The organism is Verrucosispora sp. SN26_14.1, from assembly GCF_004307965.1.
Lineage (GTDB): Bacteria > Actinomycetota > Actinomycetes > Mycobacteriales > Micromonosporaceae > Micromonospora.
In genome coordinates this window covers 1-14,003 of the sequence record NZ_SISL01000126.1, presented here as the reverse complement: position 1 = coordinate 14,003, position 14,003 = coordinate 1, and the positions used below count along the sequence as shown (strand labels likewise).

General features: G+C 71.7%; 13 protein-coding genes and 2 pseudogenes. 2 read left to right on the top strand and 13 right to left on the bottom strand.

Annotated elements, in window-relative coordinates; genetic code table 11:
• The 11 genes and pseudogenes from EYA84_RS13895 to EYA84_RS13845 all read right to left on the bottom strand — a co-directional run.
• Nucleotides 1-344, bottom strand: a pseudogene (locus EYA84_RS13895) (transcriptional regulator); the annotation flags it as partial.
• Nucleotides 345-496: 152 nt separating this feature from the next.
• Nucleotides 497-973, bottom strand: a complete 477-nt coding sequence (locus EYA84_RS13890; RefSeq protein WP_131053460.1) for an SRPBCC family protein — start codon at nt 971-973, stop codon at nt 497-499.
• Nucleotides 970-1,353 (bottom strand): metalloregulator ArsR/SmtB family transcription factor, encoded by a 384-nt coding sequence (locus EYA84_RS13885; RefSeq protein WP_131053459.1) that lies wholly within the window; start codon nt 1,351-1,353, stop codon nt 970-972. The genes EYA84_RS13890 and EYA84_RS13885 overlap by 4 nt, the downstream gene beginning before the upstream one ends.
• A 73-nt stretch (nt 1,354-1,426) precedes the next feature.
• A pseudogene (locus EYA84_RS13880) lies at nt 1,427-2,215 on the bottom strand (class I SAM-dependent methyltransferase); the annotation flags it as partial.
• A 264-nt stretch (nt 2,216-2,479) separates the two neighbouring features.
• Nucleotides 2,480-3,079 (bottom strand): hypothetical protein, encoded by a 600-nt coding sequence (locus EYA84_RS13875; RefSeq protein ID WP_131053458.1) that lies wholly within the window; start codon nt 3,077-3,079, stop codon nt 2,480-2,482.
• Nucleotides 3,076-4,410 (bottom strand): hypothetical protein, encoded by a 1,335-nt coding sequence (locus tag EYA84_RS13870; RefSeq protein WP_131053457.1) that lies wholly within the window; start codon nt 4,408-4,410, stop codon nt 3,076-3,078. The genes EYA84_RS13875 and EYA84_RS13870 overlap by 4 nt, the downstream gene beginning before the upstream one ends.
• Nucleotides 4,407-5,207 (bottom strand): ABC transporter ATP-binding protein, encoded by an 801-nt coding sequence (locus EYA84_RS13865; protein ID WP_131053456.1) that lies wholly within the window; start codon nt 5,205-5,207, stop codon nt 4,407-4,409. The genes EYA84_RS13870 and EYA84_RS13865 overlap by 4 nt, the downstream gene beginning before the upstream one ends.
• Nucleotides 5,208-5,275: 68 nt before the next feature.
• Nucleotides 5,276-6,076, bottom strand: a complete 801-nt coding sequence (locus tag EYA84_RS13860) for a hypothetical protein (protein WP_131053455.1) — start codon at nt 6,074-6,076, stop codon at nt 5,276-5,278.
• A complete protein-coding gene (locus EYA84_RS13855; RefSeq protein ID WP_131053454.1) occupies nt 6,073-6,630 on the bottom strand; it encodes an RNA polymerase sigma factor in 558 nt (185 codons plus the stop codon). Before EYA84_RS13855 ends, EYA84_RS13860 begins: the two co-directional genes overlap by 4 nt.
• Before the next feature lie 136 nt (nt 6,631-6,766).
• On the bottom strand, nt 6,767-7,681 hold the full coding sequence (locus EYA84_RS13850; RefSeq protein WP_131053453.1) for an aldo/keto reductase: 915 nt from the start codon (nt 7,679-7,681) through the stop codon (nt 6,767-6,769).
• 69 nt (nt 7,682-7,750) lie between these two features.
• Nucleotides 7,751-9,043 carry a GAF domain-containing protein gene (locus EYA84_RS13845; RefSeq protein ID WP_131053452.1) on the bottom strand — a complete coding sequence of 431 codons (1,293 nt, stop codon included), beginning with the start codon at nt 9,041-9,043 and terminating at the stop codon, nt 7,751-7,753.
• A 402-nt stretch (nt 9,044-9,445) separates the two neighbouring features.
• Here EYA84_RS13845 and EYA84_RS13840 point away from each other — a divergent pair, with 402 nt between their 5' ends.
• Nucleotides 9,446-10,114, top strand: coding sequence for a lytic polysaccharide monooxygenase (locus tag EYA84_RS13840; RefSeq protein ID WP_236145754.1), 669 nt, complete (start codon nt 9,446-9,448; stop codon nt 10,112-10,114).
• 518 nt (nt 10,115-10,632) lie between these two features.
• The gene (locus tag EYA84_RS13835; protein WP_131053450.1) at nt 10,633-10,983 is read left to right on the top strand and encodes an Lsr2 family protein; all 351 of its coding nucleotides are present in this window, start codon (nt 10,633-10,635) and stop codon (nt 10,981-10,983) included.
• A 465-nt stretch (nt 10,984-11,448) separates the two neighbouring features.
• Here the strand turns inward: EYA84_RS13835 and EYA84_RS13830 are convergent, their stop codons facing one another.
• Nucleotides 11,449-13,368, bottom strand: a complete 1,920-nt coding sequence (locus tag EYA84_RS13830) for a TOMM precursor leader peptide-binding protein (protein ID WP_131053449.1) — start codon at nt 13,366-13,368, stop codon at nt 11,449-11,451.
• A partial coding sequence (locus EYA84_RS32475) for a hypothetical protein (protein WP_161594968.1) occupies nt 13,365-14,003 on the bottom strand: 639 nt, incomplete at its 5' end. The genes EYA84_RS32475 and EYA84_RS13830, both read right to left, overlap by 4 nt.

Sequence of the window (14,003 nt, the reverse complement as noted above, 5' to 3'; positions counted from 1 at the left end):
GCCCGGAGCCGGTCCTCCGCACGGCCGGCGTCGACGGCGCGCAACAGTCGCCAGTGCGCCGCGTCCCAGCGGCTCAGCTCCGCCATCTCCGTCGGCACCGGGCGGCCGGTCTGCGCGGCGTGGGCCAGGCAGGCGGTCACGTAGGAGACGACGAACGGCCACTCGGGCAACGACTTCGCGTTGAGCTTGTCGCTGAGCGTGGAGCGGGCCAGCGCTGATCCCAGCGCCGTCGACACGGCCACCAGGGTGTTCAGCGACGGGGACCCGCAGTGTTGCCGCAGGCGCCTGAGGTCGTCGACGAACCGGGCCAGAGCCGCCTGCGCCTCCCCAGCCGGTCCGCTCATCCCGCACCCCTCCCCAGCCGGACGCAATCGCCAATCCATAGAGGATTGTCGACCCACTCGCTCCCGTCGCGGGTCGGCGAATCCACTGATGTCGCGACATCTCGGGAAAACGTGTCCTGGCAGAGCGAGACAGCGGGCGCTGGATACGCCTGTCACTGCGCCTCGAAGTGCTCCTTCATCGCCGGGTAGTAGTCGTCGAAGTTCGGCCTCGGCTGACCGGTGTGCGCGGCGACCAGGGCGTCGAGGTAGTACTCCCACCCCGGCCCGACCTCGCCGGCATTTTCCGTGCCGGTCAGGTGGTGGGTGAACCGCAGCTCGGTCACGCCCGCGCTCTCGACGAGCGTCATGTCCAGGTGCCAACTGCCGTACTCGTCCACCGCGGAGACCGTGAGCCGGCTCGGCGGTTCGCACGCCTCGATGGTCACGTCCATCCAGGGCTCGTCCTCCTCGTACGCCATCTGGACCTTGATCGTCCGCCCCGGTGCCGCGTCGCCCTGCCACGGGCCGAACCAGCGCGCCGTCCGTGGCGACTCGGTGAGGCTCGCCCAGACGTCGGCGACGGGTGCGCGGAACGTGCGGGTCAGCACGAGGTCGTCGCCGAACAGTCGGCCGGTCGGTGTCGGTGTCACGCCGTCTCCTTCGTCGATGGATGCCGTTCAGTGGTGGTGGTGCCCCGCTCGGTGGCGGGGCGCCGTTCACGGCGGGTGCGGTAGACCTCGGTCTCCAATGCGTCGAGGTGCTGCTGCCACCGGGACGGGCGCATCAGCCGTCCCAACCACCCGACCAGTTCGTCCAGGGGCGTGGTGGTCAGGGTGTAGACCCGCCGCCGCCCGTCGGCCGTGTCGCGCACCAGGCCGGCCTCCCGCAGCACACGCAGGTGCCGACTGACGGCCGGCCGGCTGATCACGAACCGGTCGGCGATCTGCCCGGCCGAGAGCGACTCGTCGCGCAGCATCAGCAGGATCTCCCGACGCACCGGATCGGCGATCGCCGCTGCCACCTCGTCCACAGCTAAAGCGTAACTTATAGGTTACGCTTTAGACCACTCTCGCCTGAGCTGATCCCCGGTTCGATGCTGAGCTTCAGGCCACGAGGAGTCGCAGGCCCAGTTCGGCCGCGTCAAGGTCGGTGAGCTCGCGGTTGCGGTCGGCCCACCGGCCGGAGGAGAGGTCCTGTCGGAGGGCGCGTACGGCCCGCTGCTCGGCCGCCGGCCCGACCCGGGCCCACACCGACACCGCGCGGCGGACCTGCTCCTCCAGGTACGCCTCGGGCCGGCGCCAGTACGCCTCGAAGAAGCCGTCGGCACAGTCCCACGGGACGAGCACCGGCTCCATGCGGGCCCCGATCGCGCGGGCCAGTTCGTCCACCGAGGGGCGGCCGACCACCAGGCCGGCGACCTCGGGGAGGTAGTCCCGGCTGAGCCAGAACCGCTGACGCCAGCCGGTGTCACTGGCGTCGTGCGTGAACACCACGACACGACGGGCCACCCGCCGCATCTCGCGCAGCCCGGCGATCGGGTCGTGCCAGTGGTGGACGGTGCTGAAGGCCAGCGCGGCGTCGAACGCCCCGTCCTCGAAGGGCAGGTTCTCCGCGCCGGCGGCCACGCACGGTGCCGCGTCCACGGGACGTTGCGCCCTCATGGTCGCCGCGGGTTCCACTGCGGTGACCTCACGATCGGCGGGCTCGTACGAGCCGGTGCCCGCCCCGACGTTCAGCACCGTACGGGCGTCACCGAGCGCTTCCCAGACCCGCGCGGCGATGCGTGGCTCGGTGCGTCGCGTCGCCGGGTACGCGGACCCGATGGACTCGTACAACTGCGCGCCGCAGACCCGCAGGTGCTCCTCCGGCGTCATGCTGATGCCCACCGCCCTGTGTCCCGAACCGGTAGCACACCGCACCTGCTCGCGATCGTGAACTGCGAACGATCGCGAGCAGGTGCGGTCAGCGTTAGTTGGACCAGGTGAATCTCGCCAGGTGCGAGATCTCCTGGACCTGGTCGAGACCGAGGGCGGCGACCACCCCGGCGACGGCCAGGAGGGCGAGGGACACAACCGTGCGGCGCATGCGCATGACGACCTCCATGACGAGCAACGCGGGCTCGATTTCCTCGAAGGATATCAATAGCCGACGACGCCTCAGGCTATCGATTCGGGGGCTTCCCTGCGGGCCGGGCCGGCCAGCGAGTAGGCGATCAACCCGCCGAGGGCCAACGCTGCCGCCGTCACCGTGGCGGCGGTGCTGTCGGTCGGTTGGGCCTGCCAGGTCAGGACCGCTCCCCCGGTGCCCTGCTGGGGATACATGACCGCGACGGTGGTCCAGCCCAGCGGCAGAAACCACGATCGACCGGCGCCCACCACCGTGGCACACAGCGCCGTCAGCCCGAGCAGGCCGGCGGCGTCGCGGAACACCAGCGTGGCCGGCCCGAAGCGGGCCCCGGTGTACCGCGTGGCGAGCAGGGCCAGCAGAACCACCAGGAGGCCGGCCAACAGGTGCGCCGCACGCCGTGGCGGCCATCGCAGCGCGGCGGTCCGGTCCAGGTTCTCGTCCGGGGCGGTCAGGGTGGCCGAGAGCACCGCGACCATCAGCAGGACGGTCAGCACCACCATCGTCGGGGCGACGTCGCGTTCGTCGGCGATGGTCCGCCACAGCGTCCAGATCACCGCCGCCCCGCCGACGGCGACGGCCAGGGCCAGGGGTACGCGCCGGGAGCGCAGGTAGAGCAGCGTCCAGGTCACCGGGAACTCCGGGACAGCAGTTCGCTGGTGTCCTCGCAGGCGCGTTTGGCGTCACGGACCGCCGTCACCCGCGCCAGCGCCTCCTCGGCGGAGACCTCGCGCAGCCCGTTCCACAGGGCGAGCGCCTCGGCGTTGAGTTCGAAATCCTCCTGGATCATGCCCGGGATGAGCCCGACGTCGGATCGCGGCTCGCGGCCCAGCAGCCAGTACGCCGCCGCCCGGTCGACCGCCTCGTGGTGTTGCCGGCACTCGATGTCGACAGGTACGCCCAGACCTCGGACGACCTCGACGGCCACGACGTCCGGGTGCGCGAGCCCACCGTACTTGTCGATCCGGACCGGCACCTCGACGACGTCGTCGCGCGACGGCGTCTCCCCGTCGCGCCCGTACGTGGAGGTGTCCTCGTGCACGGCGGTCGGGGCGTCCGGGAGTTTCGCCAACGCCACCAGACCGTCACGGGCCAACGGGGCCAGGTCGTCGAGGACCCTGGCGTTGACCCGGCTCACGCACACCGTCGGAGCGTCCTCGGTGCAGACCATCTCCCGGGCGACCGGGTCGACCGGTGCGTCGAGCACGGCCGGGTCACGGGGCACCACCGCCACCGCCCCGGCGAGCCCGAGCAGCACCGGCACCAACGCCGCCGTACGGGTCCGCCAGCTATCGGCGACGAACAGCACCAGGCCGGCGACGGCGAGCAGGGCGAGCCAGATCGCCAGCGCACCGCTGACCCGGTTGTCGATCGTCTGATAGGCGTGGAACTGACTCGTGCCGTGGATCGGGGACAGCGCAGCGGCCAGCCACTCCGGACGGAGGAACATGCTGAAGGAGACGAACAGGACGCCGGCCACGCCCAGCGCGGGTGCGGTCGCCGGAACGGGGAGCAGACGCCCGATCCCCAGACCGAGCCAGGCCGCGGCGATGAGGGACAGCGCGCCGACGCCGGTGACGACGGTGAAACCGAGCAGAGGCAGGTAGCCTGCGCTGCTGGCGATCCGGGCGACGCCCGCCGCGGTCACCAGCAGGTAGGCGCTGCCGAGGGTGAGGGCCATCGCGCCGAGGACCGGCAGCATCCGCTGGACGGGCGGGCGGGCGGTGGTGCCGAAGAGTTCGGCGACGTTCGAGCGGTGCTCCCGACGCCCCTGCCAGGCGCCGGCGGCCAGCGCCAGCGGCCACATCAGCAACAGGTACTCGCGGGTGACCAGGGCCAGCGACATCAGGCCACCGGACCATCGGGCCGGAGCCACGTAGAGTGCGCCGACTCCGGCGAGCACGGTGATCAGCGCGGCACCGAGCGCGGCGGAGCGGCGGATCTCGACACCCAGGATGCTCATCGGGCGGCCTCCGCGCGGTGCCGACGCAGGATGGCGGAGTAGCCCCGCTCGGTCGGGCTGTCGCCCGGGTGGCTCTGGTCGCCCTGGGCGCTGAGGGCCTCGGCGGTGCCCTGCCAGACCAGGCGGCCCTCGTTGATCAGGATGACGTCGGTGCAGGCCGCCGCCACGTCCTCGACCATGTGGGTGGAGACCAGTACGCAACTGTCGGTGCCGAGGTCCCGCAGCAGCTCGCGGAAGTCGAGTCGTTGTTCCGGGTCGAGGCCGACGGTCGGTTCGTCGAGCAGCAGGAGCTGCGGGTCGTTGACGATGGCCTGCGCGATGCCGGCGCGGCGCAGCATGCCGCCGGAGAGGGTCTTCAGCCGGGTGTCGGCCCGGTCGGTCAGGCCGACACGGTCGACGGCCCGCTGCACCGCCGCCGGGATCGCCGCCTTGGGCATCTCCTTGAGCCAGGCCATGTATCCGACGAACTCGCGCACCGTGAAGCGCGGGTAGAAGCCGAAGTGTTGCGGCAGGTAGCCCAGGCCGCGACGGACCGCACGCAGGTCGGCGCGGCCGTCGACCGGGTGTCCGAGCAGCGTCAGGCGCCCGGCGGTCGGCGCGAGCACGGTGGCCAGGGAGCGCATCAGCGTGGTCTTCCCGGCGCCGTTGGGGCCGAGCAGCCCGTGGACCCCGGTGGTCAGGGCCAGGTCGAGGCCGTCGACGGCCAGGCGCCGCCCGGCGCGGACCCGCAGGCTCTCGGCGTGGACGACCCAGGGACTGGTGGTGGCGGCCGTTTCGGCCACGCTCAGGGCACGCATCGGCATCTTCCTTCGTTCGGGGTCGGTGGAGAGGGACGCGGCGTCGCGCGTCCGATGGCGGAGAGGTCCTACTGCTGGGCGGCTCGTCGGAGCCCGTCGGTCCGCAGCAGCACGGTGAAGGTCAGGGCGACCGTGGCCAGTGCCCAGACACCGGTGCTCTCCTCGGTCAGCACCAGTGGTGTACGGGCGGCGGCGAGGCTGGGGGTGATCACCGCGAGTGTCCAGATCGCGATCAGTCCGATCGCGGCCCGGCGTACGCCGACGAGACTCCCCAGCACGAGCGTGGCGGCGGTGAACGTCAGGCAGGGCAACAGCGTCAGCGCCGGTGGCACGCCGGTGCCGTAGCCGGCGAGGGCGAGGGGCGGGATGACGACCACCAGCACCGTCGCGGTACGGCGCAGCAGGGTCGTCAGACCGGCCCCGGGAGTGGTGGCGATCAGCTCCCAGGCGGGATCGGCCCGGCGGTGCCAGGCGACCGCGACGCCGGGCAACGGGGCCAGTGGGGCGAGCAGCAGCACCAACGACGGCAACGCGGTCCACAACTCGCTGAGCAGGACGGCGCAGGCGAGTACCGCAGCGGTCATGGCCAGCCAGGGGGCGAGCGTGCCGACCAGCCAGCGGCGGCGCAGCACCGTCCAGGACCGGCTGCGGGCGACCGGGGCCGGGGACTCGGCGATCTCCCGGTCCAGGGTGACGGCGACCTGGGCGAGGATGGCACGGGTGTCGGCGGTGGTGCTGCCGGCCAGCCGCGCCCGGCAGTCGGCGCAGTCCTCCAGGTGCACCTCGATGGCCCAGACGCCGGGCTCGTCGAGGCGGGGGTCCGCGGTGGCGTACCGCTCGATCTGGGTGAGGGTCGGATGGGGGGTCATGACAGGGCCTCCCGTAGCGCGATCCGGGCTCGGCGGACACGGGACTTGACGGTGTTCTCGGGTACGCCCAGCAGCACGGACGCCTCCCGGGTCGAGAGGCCGTCCAGGACGGTGGCACGCAGGGCGGCCCGGACCTCGGGCGGCAGGGTGAGTAGCGCCTGTTCGAGTTCCTGTCCGATCCGCGCCGCCATCACCTCGTCCTCGGCGGCAGGTGCCGTGGTCGGCGCCAGCGGCACCTGCGGCAGTTGCGCCGTGCGGGCCCGGCGACGGAACGCGTCGACCAGTCGGTGGGCGGCGATGGTCCACAGCCAGCCGACGGCGGTGCCCCGCGCCCCGCCGCCGCTTCCCGTCCGGGCTCCGGCGAAGGTGCCCGAGGCCCGCCAGACGGTCAGGTAGGTGTCCTGGAGGACCTCGGCGACGACGTCGGGATCGGCGCACCGGCGGCGCAGCCGCACCTCCAGCCACGGCGCGGTACGCCGATACAGCTCGTCGAAGGCCCGCCGATCACCACGGGCGACGCGCCGCACGAGTTCACCCTCGTCCGCTGCGTCCATGCCGGTACTCACACCGGGTAAGACGACGGTCGGACCACGATCGGGTCCCGGATCACTGTGACGGCCATCACCTTCGTCCTGCCAGTCGGGCGCAGCGGCGGGCGTGCCCACCGGTGTCGGTGTCGCGCGTAGTCCGTCAGGTCCAGGGCAGGGCGGCGCGTTCCTGCCAGTAGCGGTCCGGCGGCATCGCCAGGTCCGCCCACCGGGTCGGGTCGACGGTGAGCGTCTGCGCCCGCAGGTTCGAGGCCAGTTGGTCGGCGGTGGCGGCTCCGGACAGGACGATCGCCGCCCACGGCTGGTGCAGCGCCGCCGCGAGCGCGGGCGCGTCACCGACGTCCTCGCGTACGGCGAGACGGCCGTTGGCGAGGGCCTCCTTGACGATGACCAGGCACCCCGCGTCGTGCGCCTCGGCCAGGGCCGGGCCGGCGCTGGGCTCCAGCAGGTTCCAGGTGGCCTGCACGCTGCGGAACAGCGGCTCGCCGTCGACGCGTACGTCGAGCGCGTCGCGGATGACCTCGGCCTGCCGCGGCCCGCTGGTCGAGAGTCCCACCAGCACGCCCTGCCGGCCGAGGTCGGCGAGTCGCCGGTGCAGGGCCACGTCGTGCAGTGCGGGACTCTCCGGAGTGACCGAGTGGATCTGGTAGAGGTCGAGGTGGTCGCCGAGCAGCGCGGCGGTCTCCGCGTACTGCCGGTCGAAGGTGGCGAGGCGATGGTCCTTGACCTCGTGCGTCTCGGCCTCGACGCGCCAGCCTGCGGTGTAGGTGTAGCCCCACTTGCTCCCGACGACGACGTCGTCGACGTCCGGCCGGCTCCGCAGCCAGTGCGCGAGGAACTCCTCGGCCCGGCCGTACGAGCGGGCGACGTCGACGTAGCGGACCCCGGCGGCGTACGCCTGGTCGAGGAGTTCGCTCGCGCGGGCGCGTAGCGCCTCGACGGTCCGCTCGGCCGGCAGGTCCGCGGCGCGTCCGAGATTGATGTAGCCCGGACGGCCGACGGCCGCCAGTCCGAACCCGATCCGGGAGCCTGCGGCCAGGCGCGCGATGGTTGCCATCAGCCCATCCAACACCGCAGGCCGCGCGCCGTCGTCGCCACCCGCGTCGTTCCCGGCCGGCACACCGGTTCAGCGGTGCAGGTAGGCGGCGAGACCGCCGAGTTCCTCGTTGGCGATGAACACCGAGCGGACGTTGATGATGGCTTCCTCGACGTGGGTGGGGCAGCCCCACGCGGCGTCACCCCAGGAGTCGGCGATCTTGATCTCGGCCGGTGCGGCGCATCCGGCCGCACCGCCGAGTTGGCAGTGTTCGGGGTGCGGCACCGCGACCTGCGCGGCGGCGGCGGACTGCATCCGGGCGTTGAGTTCGGCGGCGGCGGCAGCACGGCGCTCGGCCTCGGCGCGGAGTTCGCGCTCGGCGCGTACCGCCTTGGCGAGTTCGTCGTGGGCTGCGGCGGCGCGTTCCTCGGCGGCCTTCTGCGCCCGCTCGATGTGGTGGCGTTCGATGGCGAGTGCCGCGGTGCCGGCGAAGAGCCGGGCGATGGCGAGATCGGTGTCCTGCGGGACGCGCGGAACGCGGTGGTACATGGCGAAGGTGCCGAGCAGGCCGCCGTCACGGGCCAGGATCGGCGTGGACCAGCAGGCGGCCAGCCCGGCCCGGTCGGCCAACTCGCGGAAGTCGTTCCAGAACGGGTCGGTCGCGATGTCGGTGACGACGACCGGCTGACGCCGGTGGGCGGCGGTGCCGCAGGAACCGACACCCTCGCCGGTGGCGATGCCGTCGATGGCCTCGTTGTAGAAGTCCGGCAGGCTGGGCGCCGCCCCGTGGCGCAGGTGCCGGCCGTCTGGGTCGGCCAGCAGGACCGAGACGAGCACCTCCAGCGGCGCGAGGTTCTCGATGCAGCGGGCCATTCCGTCGAGAACCTCGGTCAGCGGTGCCTGACGGGCGATCTGCTCCAGCAGTGCGCGGTGTTCGGCCATCAACCACTGGGCGTGCTTGACCTGGGTGGTCTCCACACCGATCACCCGGATCCCGATCACGGTGCCGTCGGCGGCGCGGCGCGGTTCGTAGGTGAAGTCGAAGAAGGTCTCCCGGGCCTGCGGGCCGGTGCCCAGCACGACCCGGACGTCACGTCCGGTGTAGGGCTCCCCCGCGCGGTAGACCTGGTCCAGCAGGCCGATGAAGCCCTGACCGGCGAGTTCGGGCATCAGGTCCGCCAGCGGGACCCCGGTACGCGCGCGTTCCTGGCCGATCGTCGTGAAGAATGCCGGGTTCGCAGCCTCCAACACGTGCGACGGCCCGGCGAGTGCGGCGAATACGGCGATGGACTGGCCGAACAACGTGCGCAGGTCGTCCTCTGCCGCAGGCGTGGTCCCCGCCGGACCCGCAGCAGCAGGGCTCCGGCCCGATAGCGCCGTCATGATGTGTGGTCCGCCCCTCGCCGTCGATCCCGTTCCGAGCGCTGTCAACCTACGGGACGACGCCCATCTGCTCACAAGTCGTGGCCGTGCTGCCGCGCACGCCTCCTCAACCGCGTCGCGGGCGGTGCAGGCGGTCCGTGATCACGGCCGTCACCGCCTCCGATCGCCCGTGCGACGTGGGATGTGCATTCCGCAGCGCCCGGAAAATTGTCGATCATCCTATGTCGACCTGTCGAGATCGATCCGAGGCGGTGCGCCCCCGGTGAATCCCGGCGACGACTTCAGTAGTTCCGAAACACCGAAATTGAATAGACGATCATTGATATGCGCTACCCTCGATGCAATACTCGTTGGAAGCGCTCCCACACACCGTCCCGGAGCGCTCGGAACGGAGGATGCACCGTGCGTTCACACCACCCCCCTCGATCCCGGCCGGCCGTCCGCCGCCCCCTCCAGGTGCTCACCCTGGCGCTCACCATGGTGGTCGCGATGCTGCCCTGGGCCGGCGCCGCGCAGGCCCACGGCACCGTCATCAACCCGGCGACCCGCGCCTACCAGTGTTGGCAGAACTGGGGCCACCGGCACATGGATCCGGCCATGCAGACGCAGGACCCGATGTGCTACCGGGCGTTCCAGGCCAACCCCGACACCATGTGGAACTGGATGAGCCAGTTGCGCGACGGCCTGGGCGGGCAGTTCCAGGCCCGTACGCCCGACGGCCAACTGTGCAGCAACGCCCTCTCCCGGAACAACGCCCTGAACCAGCCGGGCGCCTGGAAGGCCACCACGGTCAGCCGGAGCTTCACGCTCCAGTTCTACGACCAGGCCAGCCACGGCGCCGACTACTTCCGGGTCTACCTGACCCGGCAGGGGTTCAACCCGGCCACCCAGCAGGTCGGCTGGGGGAACATCGACCTGATCCAGACGACCGGGCGGTACGCGCCGACGCAGAACATCTCGTTCAACGTCTCGACCTCCGGCCGTAGCGGACAGCACGTCCTCTTCGTGATCTGGAAGGCGTCGCACATGGACCAGACCTACATGTGGTGTAGCGACATCAACATCGTCTGATCCGCAAGGTCGCAATTACGCCGCTACTCCGGTCCGGGCATCTTCCGGGCCGGAGTAGCGGTGCGTCGGGCGACACTCGCCGCCACGAATGCGCCCCCACAATTCGTTCCGCCGCCCCGGCCAGCCGTTCCGCGAACAGTTCCTCGGAGCGCCACCACAGCCGCGCGAGGCCGGCGTCGAGGGCCTACACGGCACACGCCGACGACACGCGGACCGCGATCTCCCCGGGACGGGTGTCGCCGGCCTCCCGGCACCGGAAGAAGAAGGCCCGGCGGCAGCCACTTCCTCCAGCCGGAGATCGCCCGGCGGATCGCGCCTCCGCCGCGACACATAGTCGCCGTCCACTTACCGCACCGAACATTTTCGGCTCTCGCGGGACGGGCAGATCCGCACCGGGGATGGGACCGGTCAATACCTGGGCTGTTATGTGGATCCCGTTGACGCGACAAGTATCGCAGGCGCTATTGTGACTACCACGTTCGTGGAACTGTCTCCACTGGAAGGGAATGTGCTCAGACGTGGCTAAGCAGATCATTCATAAGCTGGTCGACGACCTGGACGGCGGCGACGCCGACGAGACCGTGAAGTTCTCTCTCGACGGCGTGCAGTACGAGATCGACCTGTCCAGCAGCAATGCCGCGAAGTTGCGGGAGGCGTTCGCCTCCTACGTGGCCCACGGCACGAAGGTGGGTCGCGGCGGTGTGGTCGTGGGTGGCCGGGCCGCTCGTGGTCAGGGTTCCGCCAGCACCGACCGGGAGCAGAACAAGGCGATCCGGGAGTGGGCCAAGAAGGCCGGTAAGGACATCTCCGACCGGGGCCGCATTCCGCAGGAGATCGTGGACGAGTACCACGCGAAAGCCGGTCGCTGACCGACCGCACGGCACCTCTCACACGGCGCGACGAAACGCTCGTTCCGGTGCGGTGAAGCTTCTGCCCACACACGGGGGCACGCGCACCGTGACGGGCCTTTTACCGGTGGTGCATGAATCTGCCCCGGTGACACAGGAATCGCATCGACGTCCGGTCACCGATCTCCCCATCGGTGCCGGCGTAGCGAAGGCGATAAGGCGCTCGCCACCGCAGTCACTGACAGACGTCGCGGCTTTTGCGCCGCGCAGGCCACCACCTACCTTCAGGCCGCGGCCGGTACAGCTGCACGCACGATCACACCGCCGACACCCGTCGCCGGTGCGGCAGTGCCGGATCGCGCACACGGCCGGCGTGGACCTGGTAGCTCACCCGCGAGGTCAGCCCGGACGTTCCCGGCGCGAGGGCACCAGCATGGTCGGTGGTGGCGGCTGGTGGCCGTCACCACCGACCTGTCGCGGTGCGGGTCAGGGGAACGGGTGCGGGTGCGGGTTGATCTCCTCGGGCGGCAGCGACGTGGACCGGTAGCCCAGCCGTACCGGGAGTTCCCTGAGCCGGGGCAGGTCGACGCGGCGGTTCCGATGCCCGAAGACCATCGGCAGCGTGCCCGGGATGATGACCTTGACGCAGGTGAGGTCGACGGTGGCCTGTTCCCGGGCCGTCTGTTCGACGACGACCACGTCCAGGCCGCTGTCGAGGTACCGGTCGACGACCCAGCGCAGATCGTCGAGCAGGTCGGTGGCGGGCCGGTACCGCTTCGCGGGCGGGAACGCGGTCTCCATCGAGAGGATCTCGTCGCGCTGGTAGAGGAAGGCGAAACGGTCCCAGCTCTGCGGGGCGGCGGCGACCAGCGCGTGGTCCTCCATCGATCGGACCAGGTCGGAGTCGGCGACCAGGTCGGGTGCGGTGGTGTCGGCGGCCACCATCTCCTTCGTGGCGTCGGCGACGCTGGCCAGTTCGACCAGTCCGGACCAGAGTGCCCGTTCGGGGTCGAGGTGTGCGCCCGCGCCGCAGAACGCCTTGGGTTCGCCGGCCCGGTCGTCCTCGTCCACCAGCATCAGCCAGAGCGCGGGGATTCCCTCCGGCATGGTGGTGTCGAAGACGTGCAGCCGGCTGCCGGTGGTGCGTTCCAGCCAGCGCACCAGCAGCCGGGTCGCCGGGTCCGCCGAGGTCAGCGGGTCGATCCGGGGCACCGGCAGCCGGGCGAACCAGGTGGCCAGGAAGGCGTCGCGCTCGGCCACCTCGAAGATGCCGTGCAGGACGGCCTCCTCCAGGTTGCCGCCGAGCGCGCAGCCGTTGGAGCTCTCCAGGCCGAACGCCGTGGCGTGCGAGCCGTAGTAGGCCGTGCTCTCCGGGACCAGGACCGGGCCGTCGCGGCGGAAGGAGTACGCGTACACCCACTCCACCGGCAGGTCCGGGTGGTAGCGCACGGCGTTGTGGTGCGGCGGCGAGTCGGGCAGACCGAGCGCCGGGGGTGCGACGGCGCGGTCCGGGCCGAGTTCGCGGAACGAGGCGTGGACCCGGGTCCGGCGGGCCCGGGGCAGGGTGCCGCCCAGCCGTTCCAGTGCCTCGGCGATGGCGACCGACACGCTGGCCGGATAGCTGAACGTGCGCCCGTATCCGGACAGTTCGGTGCAGCAGGCCGGGCCACCGATGGCGGCGGCCAGGATCATCGGGTGGTTGTGGTGGAGCGTCATCGACGAGATCAGGCCGGTCTCGACGTCGACCATGGTCTCCAGCAGCCGCTCGTGCTCGGCGGGGAGGCTGCGGGCGCGGTAGTTGTCCGGCGCCGACTTGGGGCGGGACACCAACGTGAAGGTGCCCGCCTCGGGACCGTCGTCGGGCAGGGTCGCACACGACGGGCACTCGGGGTCGGCGATGAACCGGTGGCGGCTGACCGCCAGCGTGGCGGTGCCGACCTCCAGCACCGCGCCGGCGCAACGCGGAGCGGCACCGCGGGCCACCCGCGCGAGTTCGTCGGTGACCAGCGCGGCCACGGTGGTGCGCACCGGTGGGCCGAGGACGGGGGTCGGCGCGGTGACGGATCCCTCGTACAGGGCACGCCAGAGCGCCGAGCGCTGGGGTGTCCCGGTGACGCGGGCTCGACGTTCGCGGACACGGACGCAGTGGTGGCAGCCGGGTTGCCCGACCGTGACGTACGGGCCGACCCGCACACCGCGCAGCGTCGGGTAGACCGGAAGGAAGTCCCGTCCCTCCTGGTGGGCGCGGCGGGCCGCGTCCTGCACCCGGTCGGTCTGGTCGTCGACGACGAACAGGTCCACCGGGCGGTCGGTCCGGATCGCTTCCGTCGCGTCCGCGACGGCCTGGAACAGGGCGCCGTCGCCGTGGACGCGAACGGCGTGCGTCAGCGTGGTCGTGTCGGTCATCCAGCGCCTCCGGGTCGTGGCGTGAGCATGGCTTCGACGAGGAACGGGAGCACGTCCCGGGTGTCGGGCAGGTGGTCGACCGGCCGTAGGAGAAGGCGCTGCCCGGCGGCGTCCACCTCCTTGAGCAGTGGCGGGAGCCAGGCGTCCCACTCGCCGGCACCGAGGTCCGGGCCGACGTCCGCACCGGCCGGTACGCGTCCGGTGAGGGCGGCGACCGCCGTCTGCATGGCCTGTTCGAGGGCGGTCGCGGTGTCCGGGGCGGTGCTGTGGGCGAGCCAGCCGCCGGTGGTGCCGACGAAGACGGTCGGCGTGCTGGAGGTGTCAAACCAGGCGGCGAGGTCGTGTCCGAGGACGCTCATGTCCGCTGCCCTGGTCCGGACCGGTTCCGGCCAGTCGGCGGGGTCGAGTGCGGAGCCGGCCGGGTGCGTCGCGTCGGAGGGTGGGTCGGACAGGTGACCGGCGTCCGGTGCCGTCGCGGTCGTGCGGCGCAACCTGAGCAGCGCCCGGCCCACCGCCTCAGTCCAGGTGAAACCGGCGGCCAGCAGCACGGCGGTGGGCTCCGCCGGGACGACCTCCCCGGCGACCGGGTCCCACCAGTGGGTCGGGGTGGCGTCGGCGACCGTGGCCGCCTGCCC

Coding starts and splice junctions, on each gene's coding strand:
- EYA84_RS13855 (WP_131053454.1), bottom strand. CDS start 6,630: ATGGACGCAGCGGACGAGGGTGAACTCGTGCGGCGCGTCGCCCGTGGT.
- EYA84_RS13870 (WP_131053457.1), bottom strand. CDS start 4,410: ATGAGCATCCTGGGTGTCGAGATCCGCCGCTCCGCCGCGCTCGGTGCC.
- EYA84_RS13860 (WP_131053455.1), bottom strand. CDS start 6,076: ATGACCCCCCATCCGACCCTCACCCAGATCGAGCGGTACGCCACCGCG.
- EYA84_RS13830 (WP_131053449.1), bottom strand. CDS start 13,368: ATGACCGACACGACCACGCTGACGCACGCCGTTCGCGTCCACGGCGAC.
- EYA84_RS13865 (WP_131053456.1), bottom strand. CDS start 5,207: ATGCGTGCCCTGAGCGTGGCCGAAACGGCCGCCACCACCAGTCCCTGG.
- EYA84_RS13845 (WP_131053452.1), bottom strand. CDS start 9,043: ATGACGGCGCTATCGGGCCGGAGCCCTGCTGCTGCGGGTCCGGCGGGG.
- EYA84_RS13850 (WP_131053453.1), bottom strand. CDS start 7,681: ATGGCAACCATCGCGCGCCTGGCCGCAGGCTCCCGGATCGGGTTCGGA.